The 20990-nt window shown below is 61.5% G+C and carries 21 protein-coding genes and 1 pseudogene; 4 read left to right on the top strand and 18 right to left on the bottom strand.

The window, feature by feature from the left end:
* Window positions 1–24 precede the first annotated feature (24 nt).
* A complete protein-coding gene (locus JN302_RS34655; RefSeq protein WP_202330580.1) occupies window positions 25–813 on the top strand; it encodes a shikimate dehydrogenase family protein in 789 nt (262 codons plus the stop codon).
* Here the strand turns inward: JN302_RS34655 and JN302_RS34650 are convergent.
* The 11 genes and pseudogenes from JN302_RS34650 to JN302_RS34605 all read right to left on the bottom strand — a co-directional run bounded on the left by JN302_RS34650 (window position 810) and on the right by JN302_RS34605 (window position 9994).
* Window positions 810–1643, bottom strand: a complete 834-nt coding sequence (locus JN302_RS34650; protein WP_202330579.1) for a shikimate dehydrogenase family protein — start codon at window positions 1641–1643, stop codon at window positions 810–812. The genes JN302_RS34655 and JN302_RS34650 overlap by 4 nt on opposite strands.
* Window positions 1640–2494 (bottom strand): sugar phosphate isomerase/epimerase family protein, encoded by an 855-nt coding sequence (locus JN302_RS34645; RefSeq protein WP_202330578.1) that lies wholly within the window; start codon window positions 2492–2494, stop codon window positions 1640–1642. Before JN302_RS34645 ends, JN302_RS34650 begins: the two co-directional genes overlap by 4 nt.
* Before the next feature lie 16 nt (window positions 2495–2510).
* Window positions 2511–3332 carry an ABC transporter ATP-binding protein gene (locus JN302_RS34640; RefSeq protein WP_244846098.1) on the bottom strand — a complete coding sequence of 274 codons (822 nt, stop codon included), beginning with the start codon at window positions 3330–3332 and terminating at the stop codon, window positions 2511–2513.
* 53 nt (window positions 3333–3385) lie between these two features.
* Entirely contained in the window at window positions 3386–4150 is a 765-nt protein-coding gene (locus JN302_RS34635) for an ABC transporter permease (protein ID WP_210382573.1), read from the bottom strand.
* Between the two features lie 131 nt (window positions 4151–4281).
* Entirely contained in the window at window positions 4282–5280 is a 999-nt protein-coding gene (locus JN302_RS34630) for an ABC transporter substrate-binding protein (RefSeq protein WP_202330577.1), read from the bottom strand.
* 79 nt (window positions 5281–5359) lie between these two features.
* Window positions 5360–6118 (bottom strand): ABC transporter permease, encoded by a 759-nt coding sequence (locus tag JN302_RS34625; RefSeq protein ID WP_202330576.1) that lies wholly within the window; start codon window positions 6116–6118, stop codon window positions 5360–5362.
* Window positions 6119–6127: 9 nt separating this feature from the next.
* The gene (locus JN302_RS34620; RefSeq protein WP_202308819.1) at window positions 6128–6964 is read right to left on the bottom strand and encodes an IclR family transcriptional regulator; all 837 of its coding nucleotides are present in this window, start codon (window positions 6962–6964) and stop codon (window positions 6128–6130) included.
* A gap of 319 nt (window positions 6965–7283) precedes the next feature.
* Entirely contained in the window at window positions 7284–7442 is a 159-nt protein-coding gene (locus JN302_RS34615; protein ID WP_202330575.1) for a hypothetical protein, read from the bottom strand.
* Window positions 7443–7711: 269 nt separating this feature from the next.
* Window positions 7712–8458: an adenylate/guanylate cyclase domain-containing protein gene (locus JN302_RS39470; RefSeq protein ID WP_244846097.1), complete on the bottom strand. Its 747-nt coding sequence runs from the start codon at window positions 8456–8458 to the stop codon at window positions 7712–7714.
* A gap of 132 nt (window positions 8459–8590) precedes the next feature.
* A pseudogene (locus JN302_RS40105) lies at window positions 8591–8995 on the bottom strand (GAF domain-containing protein); the annotation flags it as partial.
* A 432-nt stretch (window positions 8996–9427) separates the two neighbouring features.
* Window positions 9428–9994: a YybH family protein gene (locus JN302_RS34605; RefSeq protein ID WP_202330573.1), complete on the bottom strand. Its 567-nt coding sequence runs from the start codon at window positions 9992–9994 to the stop codon at window positions 9428–9430.
* Between the two features lie 133 nt (window positions 9995–10127).
* Between JN302_RS34605 and JN302_RS34600 the strand changes: the two genes are divergently transcribed.
* A complete protein-coding gene (locus JN302_RS34600) occupies window positions 10128–11861 on the top strand; it encodes a tetratricopeptide repeat protein (protein ID WP_202330572.1) in 1734 nt (577 codons plus the stop codon).
* A 720-nt stretch (window positions 11862–12581) separates the two neighbouring features.
* On the opposite strand, the gene JN302_RS34595 is transcribed toward JN302_RS34600, so the two are convergent.
* The 3 genes from JN302_RS34595 to JN302_RS34585 all read right to left on the bottom strand — a co-directional run bounded on the left by JN302_RS34595 (window position 12582) and on the right by JN302_RS34585 (window position 15627).
* Entirely contained in the window at window positions 12582–13256 is a 675-nt protein-coding gene (locus JN302_RS34595) for an excalibur calcium-binding domain-containing protein (protein ID WP_244846096.1), read from the bottom strand.
* A 110-nt stretch (window positions 13257–13366) separates the two neighbouring features.
* Window positions 13367–13753, bottom strand: coding sequence for a hypothetical protein (locus JN302_RS34590; RefSeq protein ID WP_031260607.1), 387 nt, complete (start codon window positions 13751–13753; stop codon window positions 13367–13369).
* Window positions 13754–14661: 908 nt separating this feature from the next.
* Window positions 14662–15627, bottom strand: a complete 966-nt coding sequence (locus JN302_RS34585) for an SEC-C domain-containing protein (RefSeq protein ID WP_161633534.1) — start codon at window positions 15625–15627, stop codon at window positions 14662–14664.
* A 91-nt stretch (window positions 15628–15718) separates the two neighbouring features.
* Between JN302_RS34585 and JN302_RS34580 the strand changes: the two genes are divergently transcribed.
* Window positions 15719–16657 carry an XRE family transcriptional regulator gene (locus JN302_RS34580; protein ID WP_165779807.1) on the top strand — a complete coding sequence of 313 codons (939 nt, stop codon included), beginning with the start codon at window positions 15719–15721 and terminating at the stop codon, window positions 16655–16657.
* 385 nt (window positions 16658–17042) lie between these two features.
* Here JN302_RS34580 and JN302_RS34575 read toward each other — a convergent pair whose 3' ends face one another.
* Window positions 17043–18011, bottom strand: coding sequence for an IS5 family transposase (locus JN302_RS34575; protein WP_202328731.1), 969 nt, complete (start codon window positions 18009–18011; stop codon window positions 17043–17045).
* Window positions 18012–18390: 379 nt separating this feature from the next.
* Here JN302_RS34575 and JN302_RS34570 point away from each other — a divergent pair, with 379 nt between their 5' ends.
* The gene (locus JN302_RS34570; protein ID WP_167434506.1) at window positions 18391–18549 is read left to right on the top strand and encodes a hypothetical protein; all 159 of its coding nucleotides are present in this window, start codon (window positions 18391–18393) and stop codon (window positions 18547–18549) included.
* A 416-nt stretch (window positions 18550–18965) separates the two neighbouring features.
* Here JN302_RS34570 and JN302_RS34565 read toward each other — a convergent pair whose 3' ends face one another.
* From JN302_RS34565 to JN302_RS34555, 3 genes are all read right to left on the bottom strand, one after another.
* Window positions 18966–19310 (bottom strand): hypothetical protein, encoded by a 345-nt coding sequence (locus JN302_RS34565; protein WP_202330571.1) that lies wholly within the window; start codon window positions 19308–19310, stop codon window positions 18966–18968.
* A complete protein-coding gene (locus tag JN302_RS34560; protein ID WP_202330570.1) occupies window positions 19307–20410 on the bottom strand; it encodes an IS5 family transposase in 1104 nt (367 codons plus the stop codon). Before JN302_RS34560 ends, JN302_RS34565 begins: the two co-directional genes overlap by 4 nt.
* A 155-nt stretch (window positions 20411–20565) precedes the next feature.
* On the bottom strand, window positions 20566–20913 hold the full coding sequence (locus JN302_RS34555; protein WP_202330569.1) for a hypothetical protein: 348 nt from the start codon (window positions 20911–20913) through the stop codon (window positions 20566–20568).
* Between the last annotated feature and the right edge of the window lie 77 nt (window positions 20914–20990).

Genomic DNA, 20990 nt, shown 5'->3' with positions numbered 1-20990 from the left:
GCTATCGAAGGCACGACCCGAGTCATGGGCGTTATCGGCGATCCGATCGCCCAGATCATGACGCCGGTGAACATCAACCCGATCTTCGCCGAACTCGGTGCGGACATCGTGTGCGTGCCGCTCCACGTCAGGACCGAGCGCCTCGAAGAGGCATGGAAGGGATTGCGTGCGATCGAAAGCATCGTCGGCTTCGGCGTCACCATTCCCCACAAGCAGCAGGTCCTGCGCCTGTGCGACAGTCTCGACCCGCTGGCGGAACGTGTCGGCGCGGTCAATCTGGTGCGCCGCGAGGCTGACGGCTCCCTGCGCGGCTACCAGTTCGACGGCAAGGGATTTGTCGGTGGGCTGAAACGCGAAGGCCATGTTGTTGCCGGGAGGGACTGCCTGATGATCGGCGCCGGCGGAGCGGCCATCGCAATCGCTTTTGCGCTGGCCGAGGACGGCGCGGCATCCCTGGTTGTCGCAAACCGGACCGCGAGCAAGGCGGAAGAACTGGCGGACCTGGTCAATGCCGCCTTCGGACGGCGCTTCGCCAGAGCCGGTGCGGCCGAGCCGCGGCCCGGACAGCTGGTTGTCAACGCCACCTCCCTCGGGCTCAGTCCCGATGATGCACTGCCGGTAGCCGCCGACGGGCTCGACGGCACCATGCTTGTCGCGGAGGTCGTCGCCAAACCGGAGATCACGCCGCTTCTGGAAGTGGCGCGCGAGCGAGGTGCCGCAATCCACTCGGGCATTCACATGATCAGGGGGCAGGTTCGCCCGATTGCGGAGCACATCGCCAGGCTCTGGGGACACCTCGCCCGGAAGGGCTAGGCGCCATCAAGCGGGGTGCCTGCCGCGTGCCCGGCCGCGAAGCCCGCGATCAGCCCGATCTGGGCTTTCAACATGTCGCGCCCGTCGCTGGTCGGGCAGCCGCGCTCGCGTGCCAGTTTCAGAAGCTCCGTTTCGCGCGAAAGCGCGGCAATGTCGGCCACCAGAACCTCTGGCTCGAGTGTGGTGAGATCGACAGGAAAGCTCTCGGCCGACTTCAGCCCGATCGGGGTCGCGTTGATCAGCATGTGGTGGCCGGAAAGGGTATCGTTGCCCTCCGCGGCAATGGTCCTTCGCGCGACACGATTGGTCATCTCGATTGTGAAATCCCGCGCTTCGGCATCGATCTCGATCACGGACAGCCGGCCGATCCCGTTCTCCGCCAGCGCGTGCGCGATCGCCCGCCCGGCGCCGCCGGCGCCGACAAGCAGCACGGAAGCCCCGGCCAGCCGCTTCCGGTTCTCGCCAAGCCCGCGCACGAAACCGAGCCCGTCGAAAAGCGCGCCGTGCATGGAGCCGTCGGGCGCGTGCTGGATCGAATTCACCGCACCGACTTCCGATGCCGCCGGTGTCACCCTGTCGCAAAGCCTGAAGGCTGCGACCTTGTGTGGAACCGTTACGCCGATGCCGGCGACATTCGGCATCGCCGCGAATGCGCGCCATGCCGTCTCGAAGTTCTCGCGCGTCACGTGGAAAGGCACCGCCCATATATCGGCGCCACGCTCGGCGAAGAGCGGGTTGATCAGGGCCGGCGTCTGCACCTGCGCGACGGGATCGCCAAACACAGCATAGATGCGCGACGCGCCGTTGAGGTTGGAGACGAGGCCGCTCATGTTCGCGCACCGGCGGGCACGAACAGTTCCCGGCATCGCGCGATCGCCGTGTCGAGAACAAGGTCGGGATCCTCGTTCCACCACCGCTCGGAGAATATCTCGACCTCGACCGGCCCGCGGTAGCCGGCCGCTTCGATCTGCCGCCAGATGCCCCCGAGATCGATGACGCCGTCGCCCATCATGCCTCGGTCCTTCAGTATGTGCCTTGTCGGTACCAGCCAGTCGTTGACGTGGAATGCCAGGATGCGGCCGGCCGCGCCGGTGCGCATGATCTCCGCTTCGAGCCGCTCGTCCCACCATACGTGATAGACGTCTATCACGACGCCTATTCCAGGCCCGAGACGATCGCAGATGTCATTGGCGTGGGAGAGGCTGAGAATGACGGCCCGGTCGGCGGCCAACATGGGATGGAGCGGCTCCAGCGCAAGCTTGACCCCAAGAGGCCGTGCGTGTTCGAGCAGGGCGGCGGTGGCGTCTTCCATCTGCGCGCGCGCGCCGGCCATATCGCGGCTGCCTGGAGCGAGACCCCCCGAAAAGACCAGTACGTGATCGGCCCCGACTTCCGCTGCCCGGTCCAGCGCCCGCCGGCCGGCATCCTGCTTCTGCCGGTTATCTTCCACGGTTGCGCCGATCAGCGGCCCCGCCCGGTTGTAGCCGAAAGCGCCGATGCCGTTCTCGGCCATGATCGATCGTGCACCCGCGATGCCCGTCCGCTTCACCTCGTCGTCCCAGATCGAAGCGCGGGTCAGTCCGCACCGGGCGCATGCGGAAAGGAACGCCGCCATGTCCCATCTCTCGCGCATGGTGGCATGGTTGATAACGATCTCGGGCTGCTTCAGTGTGTTGTCCATCGATCTTCGGCGCGCGTCAGAACTTGTAAACGCCGAGCTTCTCGAAGATCGCGTAGATGCGTTCCGCGTAGCGCGAGAATTCCGGATATTCGCCGAGATGAGCCGGGCGCGGGCGCGGCAGGTCGATGACGATCTCCTCCACGATCGTGCCCGGGCTTTTCGACATCACCAGCACGCGGTCCGACAGGCCGACCGCCTCCTCGATCGAGTGCGTGATGAACAGAACCGTCTTGCGCGTTTCCAGCCAAAGCATTTCAAGGTCGTGGCGTATCTGCGTACGCGTGATCGCGTCGAGTGCGCCGAACGGTTCGTCCATCAGCAGCATGGACGGATCATGGACCAACGCCCGGGCGATCGACACGCGCTGGCGCATGCCGCCCGAAAGCTGCCAGGGGTAGCGGTTCTCCGCGCCTTTCAGTCCCAGCCGTTGGAACAGTTCGTCGGCGCGGGTGCGTAGCGTCTGCCTGTCAAGACCGCGGATTTCCTGCTGCAGCATGACGTTCTTGATCGCCGTCCTGAATTCCAGCAACAGATGGTCCTGGAAGACGATGCCGATCTCCGAGATCGGCCGGGTCAACGGCTCGCCGTCGATCTCCACGACACCCTCGCTCATCGGTTCCAGGCCCGTGACCAGCAGCATCGTGGTGCTCTTGCCGCAGCCCGACGGGCCGATGATGCTGACGAATTCGCCCGGCTTGATGTCCAGATCGATGGGCCCGAGCGCGTGAAAGGCGCTTGCGCCGCTGCCATAGACCTTGGTCAGGCCGAGCGCGCGGATCGAGGCGCCCGTGACGGGCGCGCCTTCGCTCGAGCGCGGCAGGCCGGTTCTTCTGTCCATGATTGTATCCGCCAGTGCCATTGTCGTTCTCTGTCTGTCTACGGCGTATTGCTCTAGTGTCGCGCCCACGGCATCAGCCACTGGCCGATCATGCTCATCGTGCCGTTGAAGACCAGCGCCACCAATGCTGCTGCGACCAGCCCCGAAAACATCAGCGTCATGTCCATAAAGCCGGAGGCCTGCATGATCATGAAGCCGAGCCCTTTGTTGGAGGCGATGAACTCGGCAATGATCACGCCTTCGACCGCTTTCACCACGCCTATCTTCATGCCCGAGAAGATGTGCGGCATGGCGGCCGGCAGCCGTACCTTCCAAAAGGTCTGCCACGGGTCGGCGCCCATCGAGCGCGAGATGTAGAACAGCCTCTTGTCGACCAGCCGGAAGCCCGACATGCTGTCGACCAGGATCGGGAAGAAACACATCAGGAAGACGATCAGCGCCGCCACCAGCGGCCCGATGCCGAACCACACGATCAGAATGGGACCGATGACCGTCTTCGGCATGATGTTGAGGAACACGATGACGGGGTAGAGGCCCCGCTCCAGCGCGCCCACGGAGATGATCGCCAATGCCAGCGGCACGGCGATCATCACGCCCAGGGCGAAGCCCTCCAGTATGGTGATCGAGGTCGAGACTGCGTGGCCGGCGATCATCGCACGGTCGGTATAGAGGCGCGCCAGAAAGTCCGACGGCTTGGGAACGAGCCACAGCGGCACGTCGAAGACGCGCAGAAGCATTTCCCACAGGCCGAGCAGGAAGACCACTGCCGCCGCACCGATCAGCACCGACGACAGGAACGAGCCGCCGAAAGCGGACAAGGACTGCATTCGAGCCGGCGAGGAAGGGGCCGCGACTGCGCTGGCTGATTGGGACATCATCGGGTTCCGTGGAATGGGCTGAACCGGACGCGGACCGTCGCGCCCGGTTCACGTCGAGGGCTGCTCGCCACTCAGGGACAGGTCACCGGGTCGGCCGGGACATAGTCCAGCGTGTAATAGTCCGTGACCGGCTTCGCGTCCGGCAGTTCCATAGCCGTGGTCATCACCTTGTACATCGACGCCCAGGTCTCGTCGTCGGTCACGCCGATCACGTCGCCCGACCCGCCCGGACACACCGAGGCGAAGCTGTATTCGGCCGACTTGAGAAGGTTCTCGCGAGAATGGCCTGTTTCGGGGAACACCTTGAGCAGCGCGTCCACTGCGGCCTCGGGATTCTTCATCGCCTCCTGCCAGCCGAGCGCGGTCGCCTTGACGAAGCGCTTATAGGCATCCGGGTTGGCCTGCAGTTTGTCCTCGCGCGCCACGAGCGCCAGGCTCGCGATCGGTACACCGTGATTGTAGAAATACATGTTCCCCGCTTCGACGCCCTGCGCCTTGAGCGGCACCACGATGTTCTCCGGGGTCTGCGAAACGGCGTCGACCTGGCCGGAGGTGAGCAGGCCGATGAAGGCGCTTTCGGCCGCCGAGACGATCTCGACCTGCGATTCCTCGATCCCGTTGGCGCGCAGGAACACCGGGATCAGCGGCAGCATGGCCGAACCGGGCGAAACCGCCAGCTTCTTGCCGATCAGATCCTTCGGCTCCTTGATGCCGGAAGCCGCCAGATACTGGATGCCGAACTGGCCGGACTTCCAGATCGTGGAGATGATCCTGATCGGCGCGCCCTTGGAGGCGACGTTCAGCGTCGCGCCTGTGTCGGCATAGCCGAGTTCGGTCTGGCCGGTGGCGACAATCTGAGCGGCAACAGCCGAGCCGCGGCCTTCGACCAGTTGCACGTCGAGATCGTGGTCGGCATAGATGCCGTTCACCTGCGCCACGGCGAAGCCGAGATGCGCGGAGTCGGCAGTCCAGTTCATCTGCATCTGCAGCTTGTCCTGCGCCAGCGCGCCAGTGCCGGTCATCGCTGCCAGCACCGCCCCGAATGCCAGCTGTCTCAGTGTTCTGTCCATTGTTTCCTCCTTGTTGATCGAATATGCGCCGCCCAGCTTTCGGGGCGTCACCGGTTCTTGCCTGCACGGCGGAGCGGCATCACCTTCGCCGCCACGGGAGAAGCAGTTGTTCGAGGAGCGCCATCCCCCAGCTCAGCACCACCCCGATCGTGGAGCCGATGACGAGAACCGCGAAAAGCAGCGAGGTGTCGGCGTCGTCCATCGCCCGCAGCACCAGGTAGCCGAGACCGTTCTGCGAATTCATCCATTCGACCACGATCACGACCGTGACCGCGATGACGATCGTGATCTTGAAGCCCGAAAAAATGCTTGGCGCCGCGGAGGGGAGCTCGAACAGCCTGAATGTCTGCCACCAGGACGCGCCGACCGACCGGCTGAGATAGTACTGGCGCGGATCGATCGACTTGAAGCCGGTGACGCTGTCGACCAGGATCGGAAAGAAGGTGATCAGGGCGGTGAGCAGGATCTTCGGGAAGTCGCTGAAGCCGAACCACACCAGCATGAGCGGTGCCAGCGTGATCTTGGGAAGGCCCTGTATGAAAACGACCAGCGGATAGATGATCTGCTCTGCAAGCCGGAAACGGGCGATGAGGTAGCCGAGAACGATGCCGGGTACGGCGCCGGCCACGAAGCCGTAGACGATCAGCCGGGTCGTTATCAGGCCGTGATAGGCCAGCCGCGGGCCATCCTCCACGATGCGGGCAAGGAATTGCGACGGCGCCGGCAGGACGAACACCGGCACGCCGAACAGCCTGACCAGGATTTCCCATACGATCAGCAGACCGGCGAACCACAGCGCCGGTTCAGCTACTCTTTGCATGGCGGTCGGCGCTTTCATGGCTGCCGCTCACGCCTCGACCTTGTCGCGCCCGGCGGCCGAAATGGCGGCGGGCCGGTAGCTGCGCTGACGCACACGCAGCGACCAGATTTCCGACACCTCGCGGGCCGCGCGTTTGAGCGCTTCGGCGAATTCTGCGTAGCGCTCGGGCGTGATGCGCACGAGAGGCCCCGCGACGCTCATCGTGCCCGCCACCGGCGCGTCGACCTCAGGCCCGACGAAAAAGGGCACCGCCACGGCGCCGGTGCCGGCTTCGGCTTCCTCGACCGAGGTGGCGAAGCCGCGCTCGCGTGTCTCGGCCAGCCGCGCCCGCAATTCGTCGACATTGGAGGCGCTGTTCGGACCGAGCGGACGCCGCGCCGTGAAACCACGCGCGCAGACGATGCGCAACGCTTCGCTCTCGGGCAGCGTGGCAAGCCACGCCTTACCGTTTGCGGTGGCGTGCAGGACGATCTCCTGCCCCATCTCCGGATCGTAGCGCAGGCCCAATACCGCGCCCTGCGCCCGTGCGACCCAGACCAGATCCTCGCCTTCGACGATCGCCAGGCGGCAATATTCACGCGTTTCGCGCGCCAGCTTGTCGAGCACGGACTGCACGACATCGGGAACGGCGCGGGCATCGAGATTGCGGAAGGCGAGCGTGCTCATTCTCAGGGAAAGCGCGTAGCGCTGCGTCCCCCTGTTCTGCACCACCCATCCGCGATCGACCAAAGTCGCCAGCGTGCGGTGCACCGCGCTGGCCGGCATGTCCAGGCGGTGGGCCAGGTCGGTGAGTTCCACCGGCTCGCTCTCTCCCGCAAGCGCCTCCAGTATGATGAGGCACCGGTCTACGGCTGCTACTGTCACGTGTTCCTCCCGTGCGGCGATTGGATACTACAACATCGAATTCCAAATTGGAATAGGATTCCATAAAGCTGTATTCGCACGCTTCGACGGAACGGATGTGAGCCGGATCGGGCGTCGACGGTTCCCTTGTCCTGGGCCGGGCGCCGCCTCGTGTATTGCTCCGGAAGACCCTTGCAGCCGTGCGCCCGACCGGCACGGCCTCTGCGTCGAAATTGCCGCGCTGGATGGCGGGATCGATCGCCTCCACGAACAGATCGAGCTCTACCTCGCAGATTTCGATCGCAACGTGCGCGATGAGGAACCGAGACCGGGGAACTCTTCACGCGCGCGACTGCGCGTCGCTGGCAGCCCCTTCGTCGCGCGATCCCGGACTTGCCGGCAGGTCGTCGGCTTCAAGATGGATATCCGTCGCCATCGGCGGCAGTCGACGCAGAGGCACCTCGGCCGCCCGCGCGACGGTCGGGTCGAAGGCCTCCACGTTTGGTCTTCCGAGACTCCCCCGGCTGCCGGAGCCCGCGTCTCCGCTGCCGGATGCGCGGCCTTTTTTGCGCTTTTTCCCCATTTGGGGAATGCGCCTGTCACCGTCGCCGGCCTAAATGCGGCGCGACGGCGGGGCTGTCTATTCTGTATCCCCAATCCAGATGGGACGCGCTGTTCCCGTCGAATTCCGGCCCGTCCCTCACGGGCCGGCTTTTTGTGATCGACCGTGACCCGCCATGCCCTGGATGAAAATTCGGCGCCAGGTCACTAGCCGGAAAAGCCGCCGAGCAGTCGGTTGCATTCGGCGACAAATTTCTCGCCTGGCATGTGGCCATGCACATCGCGCGAATATTCCGGCTTCAGCCGGTCGAGGAAGAACATTTCGAGCCTGCGCCCGTGCTTGGTCTCGATGGTGCCCCGCGGCTCCAGTTCGAACAGCGTCTTGACATTCCCGGCTACGGTTTCCGAAACATTGATCCGTCCAGGAGCGCCGTTCTCCTCCATGAGCGCCGCCGTGTTCACCGCATCGCCCCAGATATCGAAGGTGAACTTCCGTCGGCCGACGACGCCCGATATGACCGGCCCGGTGTGGATTCCGACACGCAACTCAAGTGCCGGCAGCCGCATCTTCTCGCGCTGTGCCTTCATGCGGGCCGTGACGGCCTGGATTTCCAGCGCCGCGAGGCAAGTATCGATTGGATGCCGGCGATTGGCCTGAGGCACGCCGGCAACGGCCATGTAGGCATCGCCGATCGTCTTGAGCTTTTCCAGCCCATGGCGCGTCACGATCTCGTCAAAAGCCGTGAAATACTGGTCCAGGAGCCCGACAAGCGTGGCGGGCTCCATGCGTTCGGCCAGCAGCGTGAAGCCCTTGAAATCCGCAAACAGGATTGTCGCTGAAGCCTCATATTTCGGCTGCACCTTGCCGCTCTTCTTGAGTTCCTCTGCGATCGACACCGGAAGGATATTGGCGAGCAGTTCTTCGGTACGCGCTTTCTCTGCAGAAAGGTCCACGTGCGCGTGATCGAGCTTTTTCAATGCCTGGTCGAATTCGATCAGCTTTCGGTGAAGTTCCAGTTGGGAAAGCACCTGACGCGAAAGGCGGCGCAGTGCCTGTGTCTGTTCAAATGTCAGCTGATGCGGTTCGAAATCCATGACACACAGCGTCCCCAACGCATGACCTTCGTCGGTTACAAGCGGCATGCCGCAATAGAATTTGAAGTGCGGTTCGCCCGTGACAGTCGGGATTTGGTTGAATCGGGAATCTTTGCGCAGATCCGGCGCTATGACCATCTCGCTGCCACAAACCGTGGTTGTGCAGAATGCGATTTCGCGCGGACACTGGTGAAAGTCCGGCGGAAGGCCATACTTGGCTTTGAGCCAGAGACGATCGTCGTCCATCAAGCCGATATAGGCTACGGGGCACTGGCAAATCTGTGCAGCCAGTTCGCCAATGTCGTCATAGGCGATCTCGGGCGCGGTATCGAGGACATTGAGCGCTCGAACGGCAGCAAGCCGTTCCGCCTCGTTGGCGGGCGTTGAGTATGGCATCGCAGCCCCCTTCCGTCATAAATCCTGGGCGGCCGCGTGGCTCGTGCTTTCTTCGTACATGTCAGAAAGATATCAAATCTTCGGGGGTGAGGTTAGCGGGCAATGCAGGCTCTGTGCGAACGACCGCTCACAATCCAAGCCGACCATCGTCAGGTAGAGCCCCAAGGTCCGCATCGGCTCGGAAGCGATTTTCCAAGGCTCGCGTTCGAGCGCTGTGGGAACGGTTGGCTGAAAGTGTCCCACCAGAGCCGCCATCCCTGAGCTTTGACAGCGGGTCAGGCCAACCGGCCCGCTCGACGCGGACGCTACGCTGCCCGAGTGGCGGCTGCCACAAGGGCGACGGCCACCGAACAACTCCTGTTTGGAGTCCGGCGCATCGTCAGGTAGCTGGGCCAGGACCTCGGGCAGCGCTGCCCGTATGTGCGCCCCGGCTTACCCTGATGGCGGTTGCAACCGACTGAGTATGTCCAGCATCGCGGGCGACGTGTCCGTGTGGTGATGGACCAACCTCCACGCTCCGCCTTCCTGCTGATAGATGTTTGTGACGCGGTGCTCGATGGTGGCGTCGTACCCGGCAAGCGTCACCTGCCCGTGCTCGACGCCCGTCTCGTATGCGACATTCCCGGCGACCCGAATAAGTTGATCCTTCAGTTCAACCCTGCCGTCGGAGGCGAGTTGAGCCACCCGGTCAAACGACGCCCTGACGGCGTCCCATCCAACTTCCCGGCCACCGATCGGGTGCATGGCCGTGACGGCCGCGCCATGCGACCATATGTCGGCCAGCGCACCGCTGTCCCCTTTGGTCATGCGATTCAGCGCGGCATAGAATTGTTCTGATGCTTTGCGGACTTCATCCTCGGTCGTCATGATTTGCACCTCCCTGACGCGTATACGTGTACCATCGATCATGATCTTGGCCTGATCATCTTCAGCCTGCCTTGTCTGAAGGTGTGCGGTTCCATTCTTGACGAGACTTCTGGTGCTCGCGAACGTACTCATGGCCACGATTCATCATAGTTGCTTACGCTGCCGCGTGGTAGAGTGCCCCGCTCGAAACCGCTGCAAGCGCTCAGCAATCCAACGGCGGAGAGGTTCTCCCTTACGATTCCGGGGTTTGTGGAGGCAGGACCCTATGGAACGCCATCTTGCCGCGATCTTCGCCGCCGATGCAGTCGGCTACTCGCGGCTGATCAGGGCCGACGAAGAGGGTACGCTTACGGCTTTCAAGGCCCTGCAGGCCAATCTCATCGATCCCAAGCTCAGCGAGCATCACGGGCGAACAGTCAAGCTGATGGGCGATGGCATTCTGGTGGAGTTCGCGAGCGTCGTGGGTGCGGTGCGCGCCGCCGCCGAGATACAAAAGGGCCTGGCTGAACGTAACGCCGTCTTGCCGCACGACAAGCGGATTGAGTTCCGCGCCGGGATCAACCTGGGCGATGTGGTGATCGACGGCGACGATATCCACGGTGACGGCGTCAACGTCGCGACGCGGCTTGAAGGCCTCGCAACCCCCGGCGGAATCTGCATTTCCGAGGCCGTCTACGAACAAGTGCGGGATCGCATCAGCCTCCGGTTCGAGGACCAGGGGCTCAAGGAAGTGAAGAATATCGACCGTCCGCTGAGAGTGTGGCATTGGCACCCGGATCAAGAAGCGGCGGTTGAAGTCACGGCGCCTGCCGAGATGCCCCCGCCCGACCGGCCCTCCATTGCCGTCCTGCCATTCGACAACATGAGCGGCGATCAGGAGCAGGAATATTTCGCCGATGGCATCACCGAGGACATCATTACCGAGATCTCGAAGATACACGGGCTTGTGGTGATCTCGCGGAATTCCACCTTTACCTACAAGAAAAAGGCGGTCAAAGCGCAGGATGTCTGCCGCGATCTCGGCGTTCGCTACATTCTGGAAGGCAGTGTACGAAAGGCCGGTGAGCGCGTGCGGATCACAGCGCAGTTGATTGACGGACGCTCTGGAGGGCATCTCTGGGCCGAGCGCTACGATCGGGGGCTCGCAGACATTTTCGCCGTGCAGGACGACGTGACGGAACGGATTGTGCGCAGCCTCGAGGTGAAACTCGTGAAGGGGGACGACGCGTGCGCGCCTCGCATCGAAACCGATAATCCGGAAGCCTACGATTGTGTCCTGCGCGGACGTGAGCAATATCGCTTGTTCTCGAAGAACGGCAATGCGGCCGCACGGCGGCTTTACGAGAGAGCGATCGAGCTCGACCCGAATTATGCTGCAGCGCACGCGGCCCTGGCAGAGACGTACTTGCATGACTGGTTCGCGGGTGCCACCGAGGCGCTGGACCGGGCTTTCGATCTGGCGCTGAAAGCCAAGGAGCTCGAACCGTCAATTCCCCTGGTCTACGAAGCGCTGGGCTCCGTTCATCTTTTCAAGAGGCAACACGACCAGGCCCTGGTGGCCGCAAGACGGTGGGTCGAGGTTGAGCCCGGCAACGCCGAGGCTTATGCCAATCTCGCCGGCATCCTGAATTTCGCAGGCGAGCCGGAGCAGGTCGCCGGTTTGATCGAGAAGGCAAAGCGCCTCAATCCATTCTATCCGTTCTACTACACCCTCTATCTCGGCCAGGCTCATCTCACGATGCACCGCTTCAGGGAGGCGGCGGCGTTCATCAAGCGGAGCGTCACCCACAATCCGCAGCATCTGCCGTCTCACTTCTATCTTGCCGCGACCTACGGCCAACTTGGAGAGACCGCTCTTGCGCGCGACGCCTTGGCGGAGGTTCTGCGGATCAGTCCCGATTTCTCAATTGCGTGGGTTCGGACCATCGCGGCCTACAGACGCACGGACGACTTGAACTTGCTGCTCGACGGCTTGAGGAAGGCGGGTTTGCGGGAGTGACCGCTCCGGGCTCAGACGCAGACGGAGCCACACACGATCGTTCGCGCAGAGTGCCCCACCGGAATCGGTCTGGATACCACTCTCGAGGATTTACAAGACGTTAGGCGAATTTTGGTGCCAGAGGCGGAATCCAAGTAGAGGAAATTTGAATTCGTTTTCAATTGCCTCGGCATGGAGCAATAGCAGCGCGGACCAACAAAAATACCAACAAAATATTTCTGTGGATTGGTTCGGTTCCCGAATAATGCCCTATCCATCCATGACACTGCATCAAGGTCGCGGTGCCGTTTCCTCCAATAGCGGGACGAGGAAAGAGCAGCAAATATCCTCCCATTATGCTGGCATGGGTCGACCACCCGGAATTGGAGAACTGCAATCAGGTAGTCGGTATCCCAGGTCGCGAGTTTTCGCTTTCCCTTGATGGATTGTTTTCCGGACATGGCTCGGATGAGGTTGAGGGCGAGGTGGCGGACCATGGCCATGTTTGTGGCGCCGTGGCTGCGGCGCAGGCGGGACTGATCATCCTTGAATTGGACATCGAGAACCCAGCGTAGCCCGTTCTCGATCCCCAAGGGGCGGCCTCGGCGAAAGTTTTTGCGGTGAGGATGCGAGAGGAGATGTAGCATCGCCGCTCGACCCTGACCTCGGCGCTGGTCTCGATGTGGGTCTCGACCATGTCGGTGGGGCTGGGGCCTTTGAAGCGCAACTCAGGGCGCCGCGTTAGCACAACGTCTCGCACGCCACGCCGTCGCCGTCCCGATCCAGCTTCCGGCCCCAAGGGCAGTTGCTGAGATACCATTGGGCTTCCTCACAGGAGCCGATCTGCGAACAGGTCCGCCGTGGCTGGCACGAATAGCTCTGCGCGACCTGGTGGCGGCTGATGCCGAGCGGCTGGCTCGACGGAGCCGCGCCGTCTGCATGCTCCGTGCGCCAATCCCACGGCGACTGAAACTTGCCGACCCAAATGCCGACTTTCGACGCCTCGGCCGTCGCCTGCTTCTCTGCGTAGGTGCCGTGGCTGTAGCGGGGCCAATCCAGCGCCTGGCCGTGCTCGACCATCCAGGCGGCAACGCTGGCGCCATCGGCGCGCCGGCAGTCGCCGACATAGCGATGATAGCGGTCCCAGGTCACGAAGGTGCATTGCACCGGCTTCGAGGCTGCCAGGAAGCCGTCCAGCGCGGCGGCCGATCGCCGCCCGCAAGGATATTCGGCCCCGCTCGCATTTTTACAAAGCTGCTGGCTCTCCGGCGCGTCGATGCCGTTGAAGCGGATGCGCTGGCCGTGGATTTCGATCGTGTCGCCGTCGATGACGGATGCCACGCCGGCAATCGTCGCCAGGCGCGCGCTGGTCCAATTCGGCAGATGGAGCTCGGGCATGTGGTCGCTGTGTTGCATGGCCGTTTGCGCAGCCAGAGCGCCAGCCGCGGCCACCGTCACCAAGATCAGGCGCCTTTGCACCACGCCAAGTGGCCTCCGGCGAGGCGATCGCATTCTACGCAGCATTGCTAGTTCGCCTCATGTCCGGTGCGGCCGCCCGGTTTCGCTTCGGCGGCACGTTCACCACAAGCCCGGCCTAGGCTGTCAACCCCATTGCGCAGATCGCATGGATGATTGCCAGAGTCCCCGCCGCCACCTTGGCGCGCACCTTGGCCTGGCGGTGTCAGCGGGATTCCGCGAAAGGCCTGGATGACTCCAGCTGTTCGCTGGCCGTCGCCCTCGATATGCGTGTTCTGACTGTTCGGGTTGAACGGGTCGACTGTCTGGGCGAGACTATTGGCGCGATTGGCGTCGCCGGCAGAGAGCGTCACGCTGTCATAGTGATTGAGATAATCCGCTGCGCAGCCGCTCAATGCCAGAACGATGCCAAGGCAGATCGCCAGGTTCCACTGCATGGCCCCTAGACCGGCGCCGGGTTTATGCCGGCGGCTCTCAGTTGCGCACCAAGCTTCGCTCGAGTCCCACACGCGGCCTTGTCGCCGGCGACGCACTTGTTATTCGCGTCTGACCAGTCCAGCAGCGCCGTATTGATCCAGCTGCCAGGTGCGCGCTGGATCCCATAGGGTGTCGGTGGCGCGCCACCAGCAACGGCTGGAGCTGCCGTGGCACCCTGGCCATGCGGGGCACGCTTCCACCCGCTTAGGATGAGGCAGTTCTTCATATACTGGTCTTCGGCAGCCAAGTTGCCGAGGGCATTGCCGATTCCGGCCCCCGCAACAAAGCCCGGGGACCCGATAGCAATATAGCCTTGGTCAACCGACCCCTTATGCATTTCGCATTGAGCGTGGGCGACGTCGAAACTAGGCCCGTAGCCTATTTGCATGTAGTCGGCTTGATCGCTTGTTTGACAGCCGCCCAGCGCTGCCGTGGCACCAAGTGCCACAAATGCTTTTATTCTCATCCCCCAGCCCTCCCAAGGCCGAGTTAGCATCTCCTAAAGTTGAATTTGGTGCAAGAGTGATGAACAAATCTGGTAAATTCCACCTGCTGGCAGTTCGTAGACTTCCCTATTACGACGGATATACCCCGTTATTTTATCCATCATTCCGTGGGATTGAAGTTGCGAAACAGCGAATTGGCGCAACGGCTATGCAAGGGCTGGACCCCATGGGCAAAGGGTCCAGGCGATCACGATATTGAGAAAATATGGTGGGCGGCCCGCGTGTTGCTGCATTTTCCGAAGCTGAACTTCTCGACATGGTTCGACGGCTCGGAAGTCGTCGGCACCTGGCATTGGGGATTTCGTCAGAAGCGGAATGCTTTTCCCTCTGACCCGATCGAGCATCTCTTACGGGATGTAGAGCTAAGGATTCCCCCTTACGTCCGCGACATGAGCCCGCAGAGTAGAGTGAACCCCTAGCATGGGGGGTGGGGGATTTTGTCCTCCTTCGGCGATCAACACTGCAATTTCGGCGGGAGGGGCTCGATCAAAGATGCCGAGACCGAGATTGCGGCTTTTGAAGGCGTGCAGAATCGACGGGAAGGGTAGCTTCAGATCATGCGGCCGGCAGCATTCGCCATAGCGCCGATTTGATCCGCAGTTGCAAAGCTCGGCCTCCTTAAACTGGGTTAGCCGATAATAGGGATCAGCTTGGCCCAGTTCATCCAGCATCGCATACTGGCGTCCCGGCCACCGATCAAACACCACCAAATGAAGCTGGCGAAGCGCCCATACGCTATAAAGGTCCAGCAACGTGCACAAATCACTGCCTGGCGACCAAGCTTTATCGAGCATGGGGTGATAAGCGCACACCGAGCCGTCAGGGAAATTGGTATGTCGCGGGCCGATCCATTCGACCTGCCCATCTTGCTGCCAGAACGCCCATCCACGCGGCTCGACCGCTGGCGTTTCTGGTAGGGCAATAAGGAATATGGCTTCTCGCGATAAGCCATCTATCACTTGGCTGCGAGCGAGAAGCCATACTCCATGGTCATCGGGGAGGAGAGTTGCGCCGGGGTATGCCCGTTGCACATTCTCTAGCTGCCCGGCGTAGTTGCCGGCGAGGCCGACGATCCGTGATCCGGCACGGGGCGCCCGTGATCTACCGGACGACCTTTGCCGCCGGGTGGACCTTTGCCATGATCGGGCTGCGGGTCCTCCCGCTCCTTGCTGTTGCTCATTACTTTTCTCCTGGACAGTGGGTGATGTGGGCTGTGGGTCGAGGATAACGATGCCCCCGTCCTTCACCCGCACGGGCCGGCGCGCGTCCAAACCGACGCCAATCCGATGCAACTCAGCCCGCGCATCGTCGGTCAACAACACTTTCATTTTGCTTGCCAATGTGCGAGTCTGTGTCACCAGCACAGGATGCATTCTGGAGCGAAGCGTGTCAAGGTGTGCTGATCGCACAATGGTGAACATGAACGAATTCGAAGAAAAGCTCGTCGGGGCGGTCCGCGAGAAGCGGGAACGCGAAGGTCTTAGTATAAGGGCATTATCGGGGATTGTGGGAATCAGCTTCTCCACGCTGGCCCGCATCGAGCGGGGCGACGGGTCGCCCGACAACAATTCCAAAATTAGGCTGCTCGAGTGGCTCGGCCCCGATGCCGATGAACACGAGCTTGGCTTTGATCGGGTGGCATTCGTTCACTTCCGCGCTGGCAAAAACGCGTCCTCCAAGACTGTGCAAACCCTACTGGACGCTGCCGTGTGTCTTCGTCAGCACTACACTAAGGGTGACATATCAGAACCGAGCAGCGCGCCGATAGATGCCGAAGTTATCGCCATGTCAAAGGAAGAGCTGGAGCAGACGGCCGAAGATTTCCGAAAAGATTTAGGGCTGAAGAAAAGCGACCCGCTAGATCCATTCTATTTGGTTGTTGATTCTGTTATGGTAGAGCGATTGCGGGATACCTCCTGTATTACTGGAAAGGCAAAGAACACACTTGCTGGACCGTCGCGAGGCGAGTGGTCCGCTATGAGCGTTCCCTTAAATTCCGATCAGGATAGGTGGGTTGTCTTTTTAAACGACTACCATACCGTTGAGAGACAAAGAGTGACGCTCCTTGAGGAATATTGGCATATTCTTGCCGGGCACAAGCTAACCAAGATAGCTAAGATTGCTGGCTGCTTCGGTCGAACATATGATAGCGCTGAAGAGCACGACGCGTATTTCTTGGCATCGGCAACTTTGCTTCCACGAGACCCGATCAAGCGTATGGTCTCGGGTGGCAAAAGTGCCCCCGAGATCGCGTCCTTCTTCGGGACCTCACCGGAACTTGTTGAATATCGAATAAAGCGGCTAGGGCTATGGCGAGATCATATTGGAAAGAAAGTGAGCCTCGCCAAACCCTATTGACGTTTTACAATGCGTCGTTACCCGGTTTTCCGATCATTGCAGAGGGAAGCTTTTCGCCCCCTGATTGGCCAGTCTTCGAATGATCGAACGTGCAACGCCACTCGGTTTTGATACAGGCGATCGCGGGACTTGAGCATGACGCGACGCCTTCGCTGATCTTGCAGATACTGCATCCGTCATTGAACTGCTGGCAGGTCGGATTTTCCCGGAGTGCTTTTCTAAAGTTGGGGCGTCCCGCCCTTAGACGTTCTTCGCCCGTATGTGGCGGGCATCAGCGGCCCGTCGCCGCCGATCCGCGCAACTTTCTCCAGCCTATCGGCTCAGTTTCTGCTCACTTGCTCCCGATTTTGCCCTCGATTTCCTGATTTTGGACGCAGCCTTCCCCTCAGGCCGTGCCGGCCTTGACGAGAACGAGCGCCCGTTTGGCATTTATCGCGCAGGCGACAAGCTGCAGATGGCAGTGGTTGCGCGCCAGGCCGAGATAGCGAACCCGGGCCATGCCGTACCAGTTCTTCATCGTCGCGTTGGTCCGCTCGATGCCGGCCCGCACGCTGGCGGCGACCTTGTTCATCCACTTCTGCCAATTCGGCTGCTGCTTGCCCCGCTTGGCCTTGTAGGCAATCCGGTCCTTGATGCCTCGATCCGCCAGTTCGTCGCGCAGCGCCTGACTGTCATAGGCCTTGTCGGCGTAATAGGCCTCTTCGTCACCTTGAATGAGCACAGCGCCCATCTGGCTGTCATGCAGATCGGCCGAGCTCATCTCCGCCTGGCGTATCAGCCCGCTCTCCGCGTCGCCGGCGAGATGGGCCTTGTAGCCGAAATAGGTCTTGCCGTGCTTGTGCGTGAAGCCTGCATCCGGATCGCGCGCCGACACCTGGCCCTTCTCGTAGTCGGGCCTGGCCACCGCCGCCGAGATGATGGTGGCGTCAACCAGCGTGCCGCGCCTTACCAGAAGACCGCGCCCTTCCAACTGCCGGTTCAATTCGGCAAGCAGCTTATCTTGAAGCGCCAGTTCGACCAGCCTCTGGCGGAAGCGCCAGATCGACATGTGGTCCGGTGTCTTTTGATCGAGCGGAAACCCACAGAAGCGGCGGAACGACAGCCGGTCGGCCACCGCTTCTTCCGCCGCCGGATCGGACAGGCCGTACCATTGCTGCAAGAGCGCAATCTTGAACATTGCTATCGGCGGGTAGCCGGGCGCCCCCAGAGCATCGTTATGGATTTCCCGGAACAGCACCTCGAAAGCCGACCAATCGATCAACTTCTGCACTTCTTCCAGAAACTTGTTACCCCTGCTCACGTCACGCACCAATGCATCGGCGAGTGAAGGTTGCGCCAAGTTACGACGAGACATAGCCGAATCAATCCTAACTTTTCTCTATTGAATCATAGAGTTGGGACTTTTGAAAAGCGCTCTCCCGTATTTTCTCTGCCAGTGTGCCGCCGGCATAAGACGGTGCAGCGAAAACTATCAAGACGGTCACGGCTACTAGTGATGCGCGCATAAGGGCCGTCCAGTTCCTGATATCGATTCAATTCATGATGTTGCCGGGACTGTACGGCCCACGCGTCAGGCCCGTCGACGGCGACGTCATTTATCTTCATGCACGCGCTGTATTGAGTATCGCGTTCCGTCAGTGCCGTCATGTGCTCGACCTAGTTCGGCGGGAATTTCTGGCGGGCTCCGTCGAATGCTTAGCATCTCGACAGCTTTGGCGGCTGGACCTCGTATCATGCCGCTGGGCGAGCCACTGGCCGGCTTAAACGCGACCGAAAAAGCCGAGGTCGCCGACAAGATCGAGATGCTTAGGCCGACAATGTTTCAATTCTACTGGTCGAGCACGACGATCCGTGATGCGTCTTTGCGACCGGGATCGATCCTCGAGAAGTGAGCTGCGCAACACTTCCGATCCGAAGCATCTCGCGCGCTGGCGCTCGGAATGGCCCTGCCGGCCCGAGATGTGTCTCGCCTGGCAGCCGCCGCCTCAAACCATCGTTGATTTGCAGATCCTTGGCGCCTGTGCAATTTGGCGGACCATGTATCGATCAATGGAGCGGATCAGCTTGCTTCTAATGGCCGCCGTATGCTTTTCGGGCGTCGCACCTGATTTCCTTCAAAAAGAGATGCAAGAAGCGTTCGATCCGACACTGACCCTTAAGCGGGGGGGGCTGGTTTGAGCCGATGCCGGACCGAACTGTCAGGGCAACGCCGGCTTTCTGGTGGGACATTGCGACCACGTCGCGGCTAAAACGTGGCGATAATGTGATACGGAATCACCGATTCCAACACGCACTTCGAAAATGTGACCTAGCAGGCTGTTGAAGAAGTATGTCGCGCGGCCTTGAGGATGGCCTCATCGCCGTTGTGATAGGCAAACGTGATTTCGATGGAGCCATCGTCGAGCAATTCGGCATGGCCATCGCCTGTGACTTCGTCCATCTCGTCGCAGCCGTTCCAGGTGAAGAAGACCATTGATGGGCCGTAACTGAGATCAAGGCCGGCTTGCAGGGCGCCAAAGGTAATCTCGCCGTTGTTGTCATCGCCGATGGTGATCGTGGCCGGACCGCAGAGGTTGAGATAGCCGCGGTCCCACAGATCGGCCTCGACGATGCGCCAGTGGCCGACCAGCTGGCAGCCTGCGGGCGCGCTCATGCTGGCACCGCCATGAGCTTTGGCAGTCGCACCAGATTGTAGGCAGCGGCTGCGAAGGTGAAGGCCCATCCGACACGGTCGCGACCGCGGAACCTGGTCTTGTGCTGGCCGGCTACGACCTTGATCCAACCGAATGCCTCTTCGATGCGCTTCCTGATGCGCTGGCTGACGGCATAGCCGCCATGCCGCGTCGTGCGCCCGTCGATCGCCGAACTGCGACCGCTCGTGTTCTGCGCTACATGCGGCGTCACCCTCATCGAGCGCAGCTCATTGACGAAGTCTTCCGCGTCGTAGGCCTTGTCGGCGCCGAGCGTGATCGCCTGTGGCCGCTCCGCTCGAGGTTCGATCATGTGCAGTGCGGCCACCCGCTCAGCATGTCCGTCGGCCAGTGTCAGGCAGGCGTCGACCAGCAGGCCGTGGCGGTTCTCCATCAAGCCATGTCCCATAAAGCACAGCTTGGCCTCCTTGCCTTTGCCCTTGCGATAGAGCCGGGCATCCGGATCGGTGGTCGAGGCATGTGTGTCGTTGGAGCGCTTGTGGCCATGGAAGTCCGCTTCCGCGTTTCGCCCGCCCCCTTCAGCCGGCGGCTCGCCATGACCACCGCTTGGGCCGTCCTTCGGTTTGACGCTCTTCATCGATGCCCACGCCTCGATCAGTGTGCCATCGACCGTGAAGTGGTCCGTAGACAGAAGCTTCTTCACCTTGGGCTGCGCCAGCACTGCGCCTAAGAATTTCGCCGCGATATCACCTTCCAGCAACCGGTCGCGGTTTTTTGAGAACACCGAATGGTCCCAGGCCGCGTCATCGACGCCGATGCCGACGAACCAGCGGAACAGAAGGTCGTATTCCAGCCGTTCCATCAACAGCCGCTCCGAGCGGATCGAGTAGAACGCCTGTAGCAACATCGCTCGCAGCAGCTTTTCTGGCGGGATCGAAGGCCGCCCCATCGGCGAATACAGCGCCGCCAAGTCCCGCTCCAGCGCCGCCAACGCCTCGTTCACAATCGCCCGAATGCGGCGCAACGGATGATCGCGCCGCACCCGAGCCTCGAGATCAACATAACTGAACAGTTCGCCAGACCGTTCGTCTCCGCCGCGCATGCCTCGTTCTCCGAATCTCTCCGGAGACACTGAATCACGCTCACAGCCTCGCTGCGAGCCACTTTTTCAACAGCCTGCTAGACGTTTGGGAAACGGCGCAGCGCAGCTGGTCGGCGGGGCAGGCGGCCATCAGCCGCTCCGCGAGGTGGGCAAGGTCAAGACCTTGTCGCGATTGTGAATGAAATCACGCCGAATTCGCGGTCGGCCCACTTAGATGACATCGTCGCGATGGCGGTCGCCACGCCACTGTGCCAGCTTTGCCAGGAGCTGATTAGGCTGATGGCCCGTGCCATCAGCACCGGCACCGCGGGGACGCCGGGGCAGACATTCTGCCGTTCGATATCATCTACCGGAGCTATATGAAACTGATGGAATTCTATCATGAGCGCAGAGTTTCCTTTCGCGAATGAAAGAAAGCTCGATTGACTCTCCCGCCCCATTCCGGTCTCGTGAATCAACGTGCGGTTGCGGCGTGCAGAAGTCAGTCGACGGTCGCGATTCATGAAAGGAAACCCATGGCAAGGCATCGCTCCGCTGTGCACTCGACCACGTTGCGGCGCCCCGACTTACGGCCAGGGCG

This window comes from Mesorhizobium sp. L-8-3 (genome assembly GCF_016756615.1).
GTDB lineage: Bacteria > Pseudomonadota > Alphaproteobacteria > Rhizobiales > Rhizobiaceae.
The sequence above is the reverse complement of the archived record's forward strand: the minus strand, read 5'-3'. Positions and strand labels throughout refer to the sequence as shown.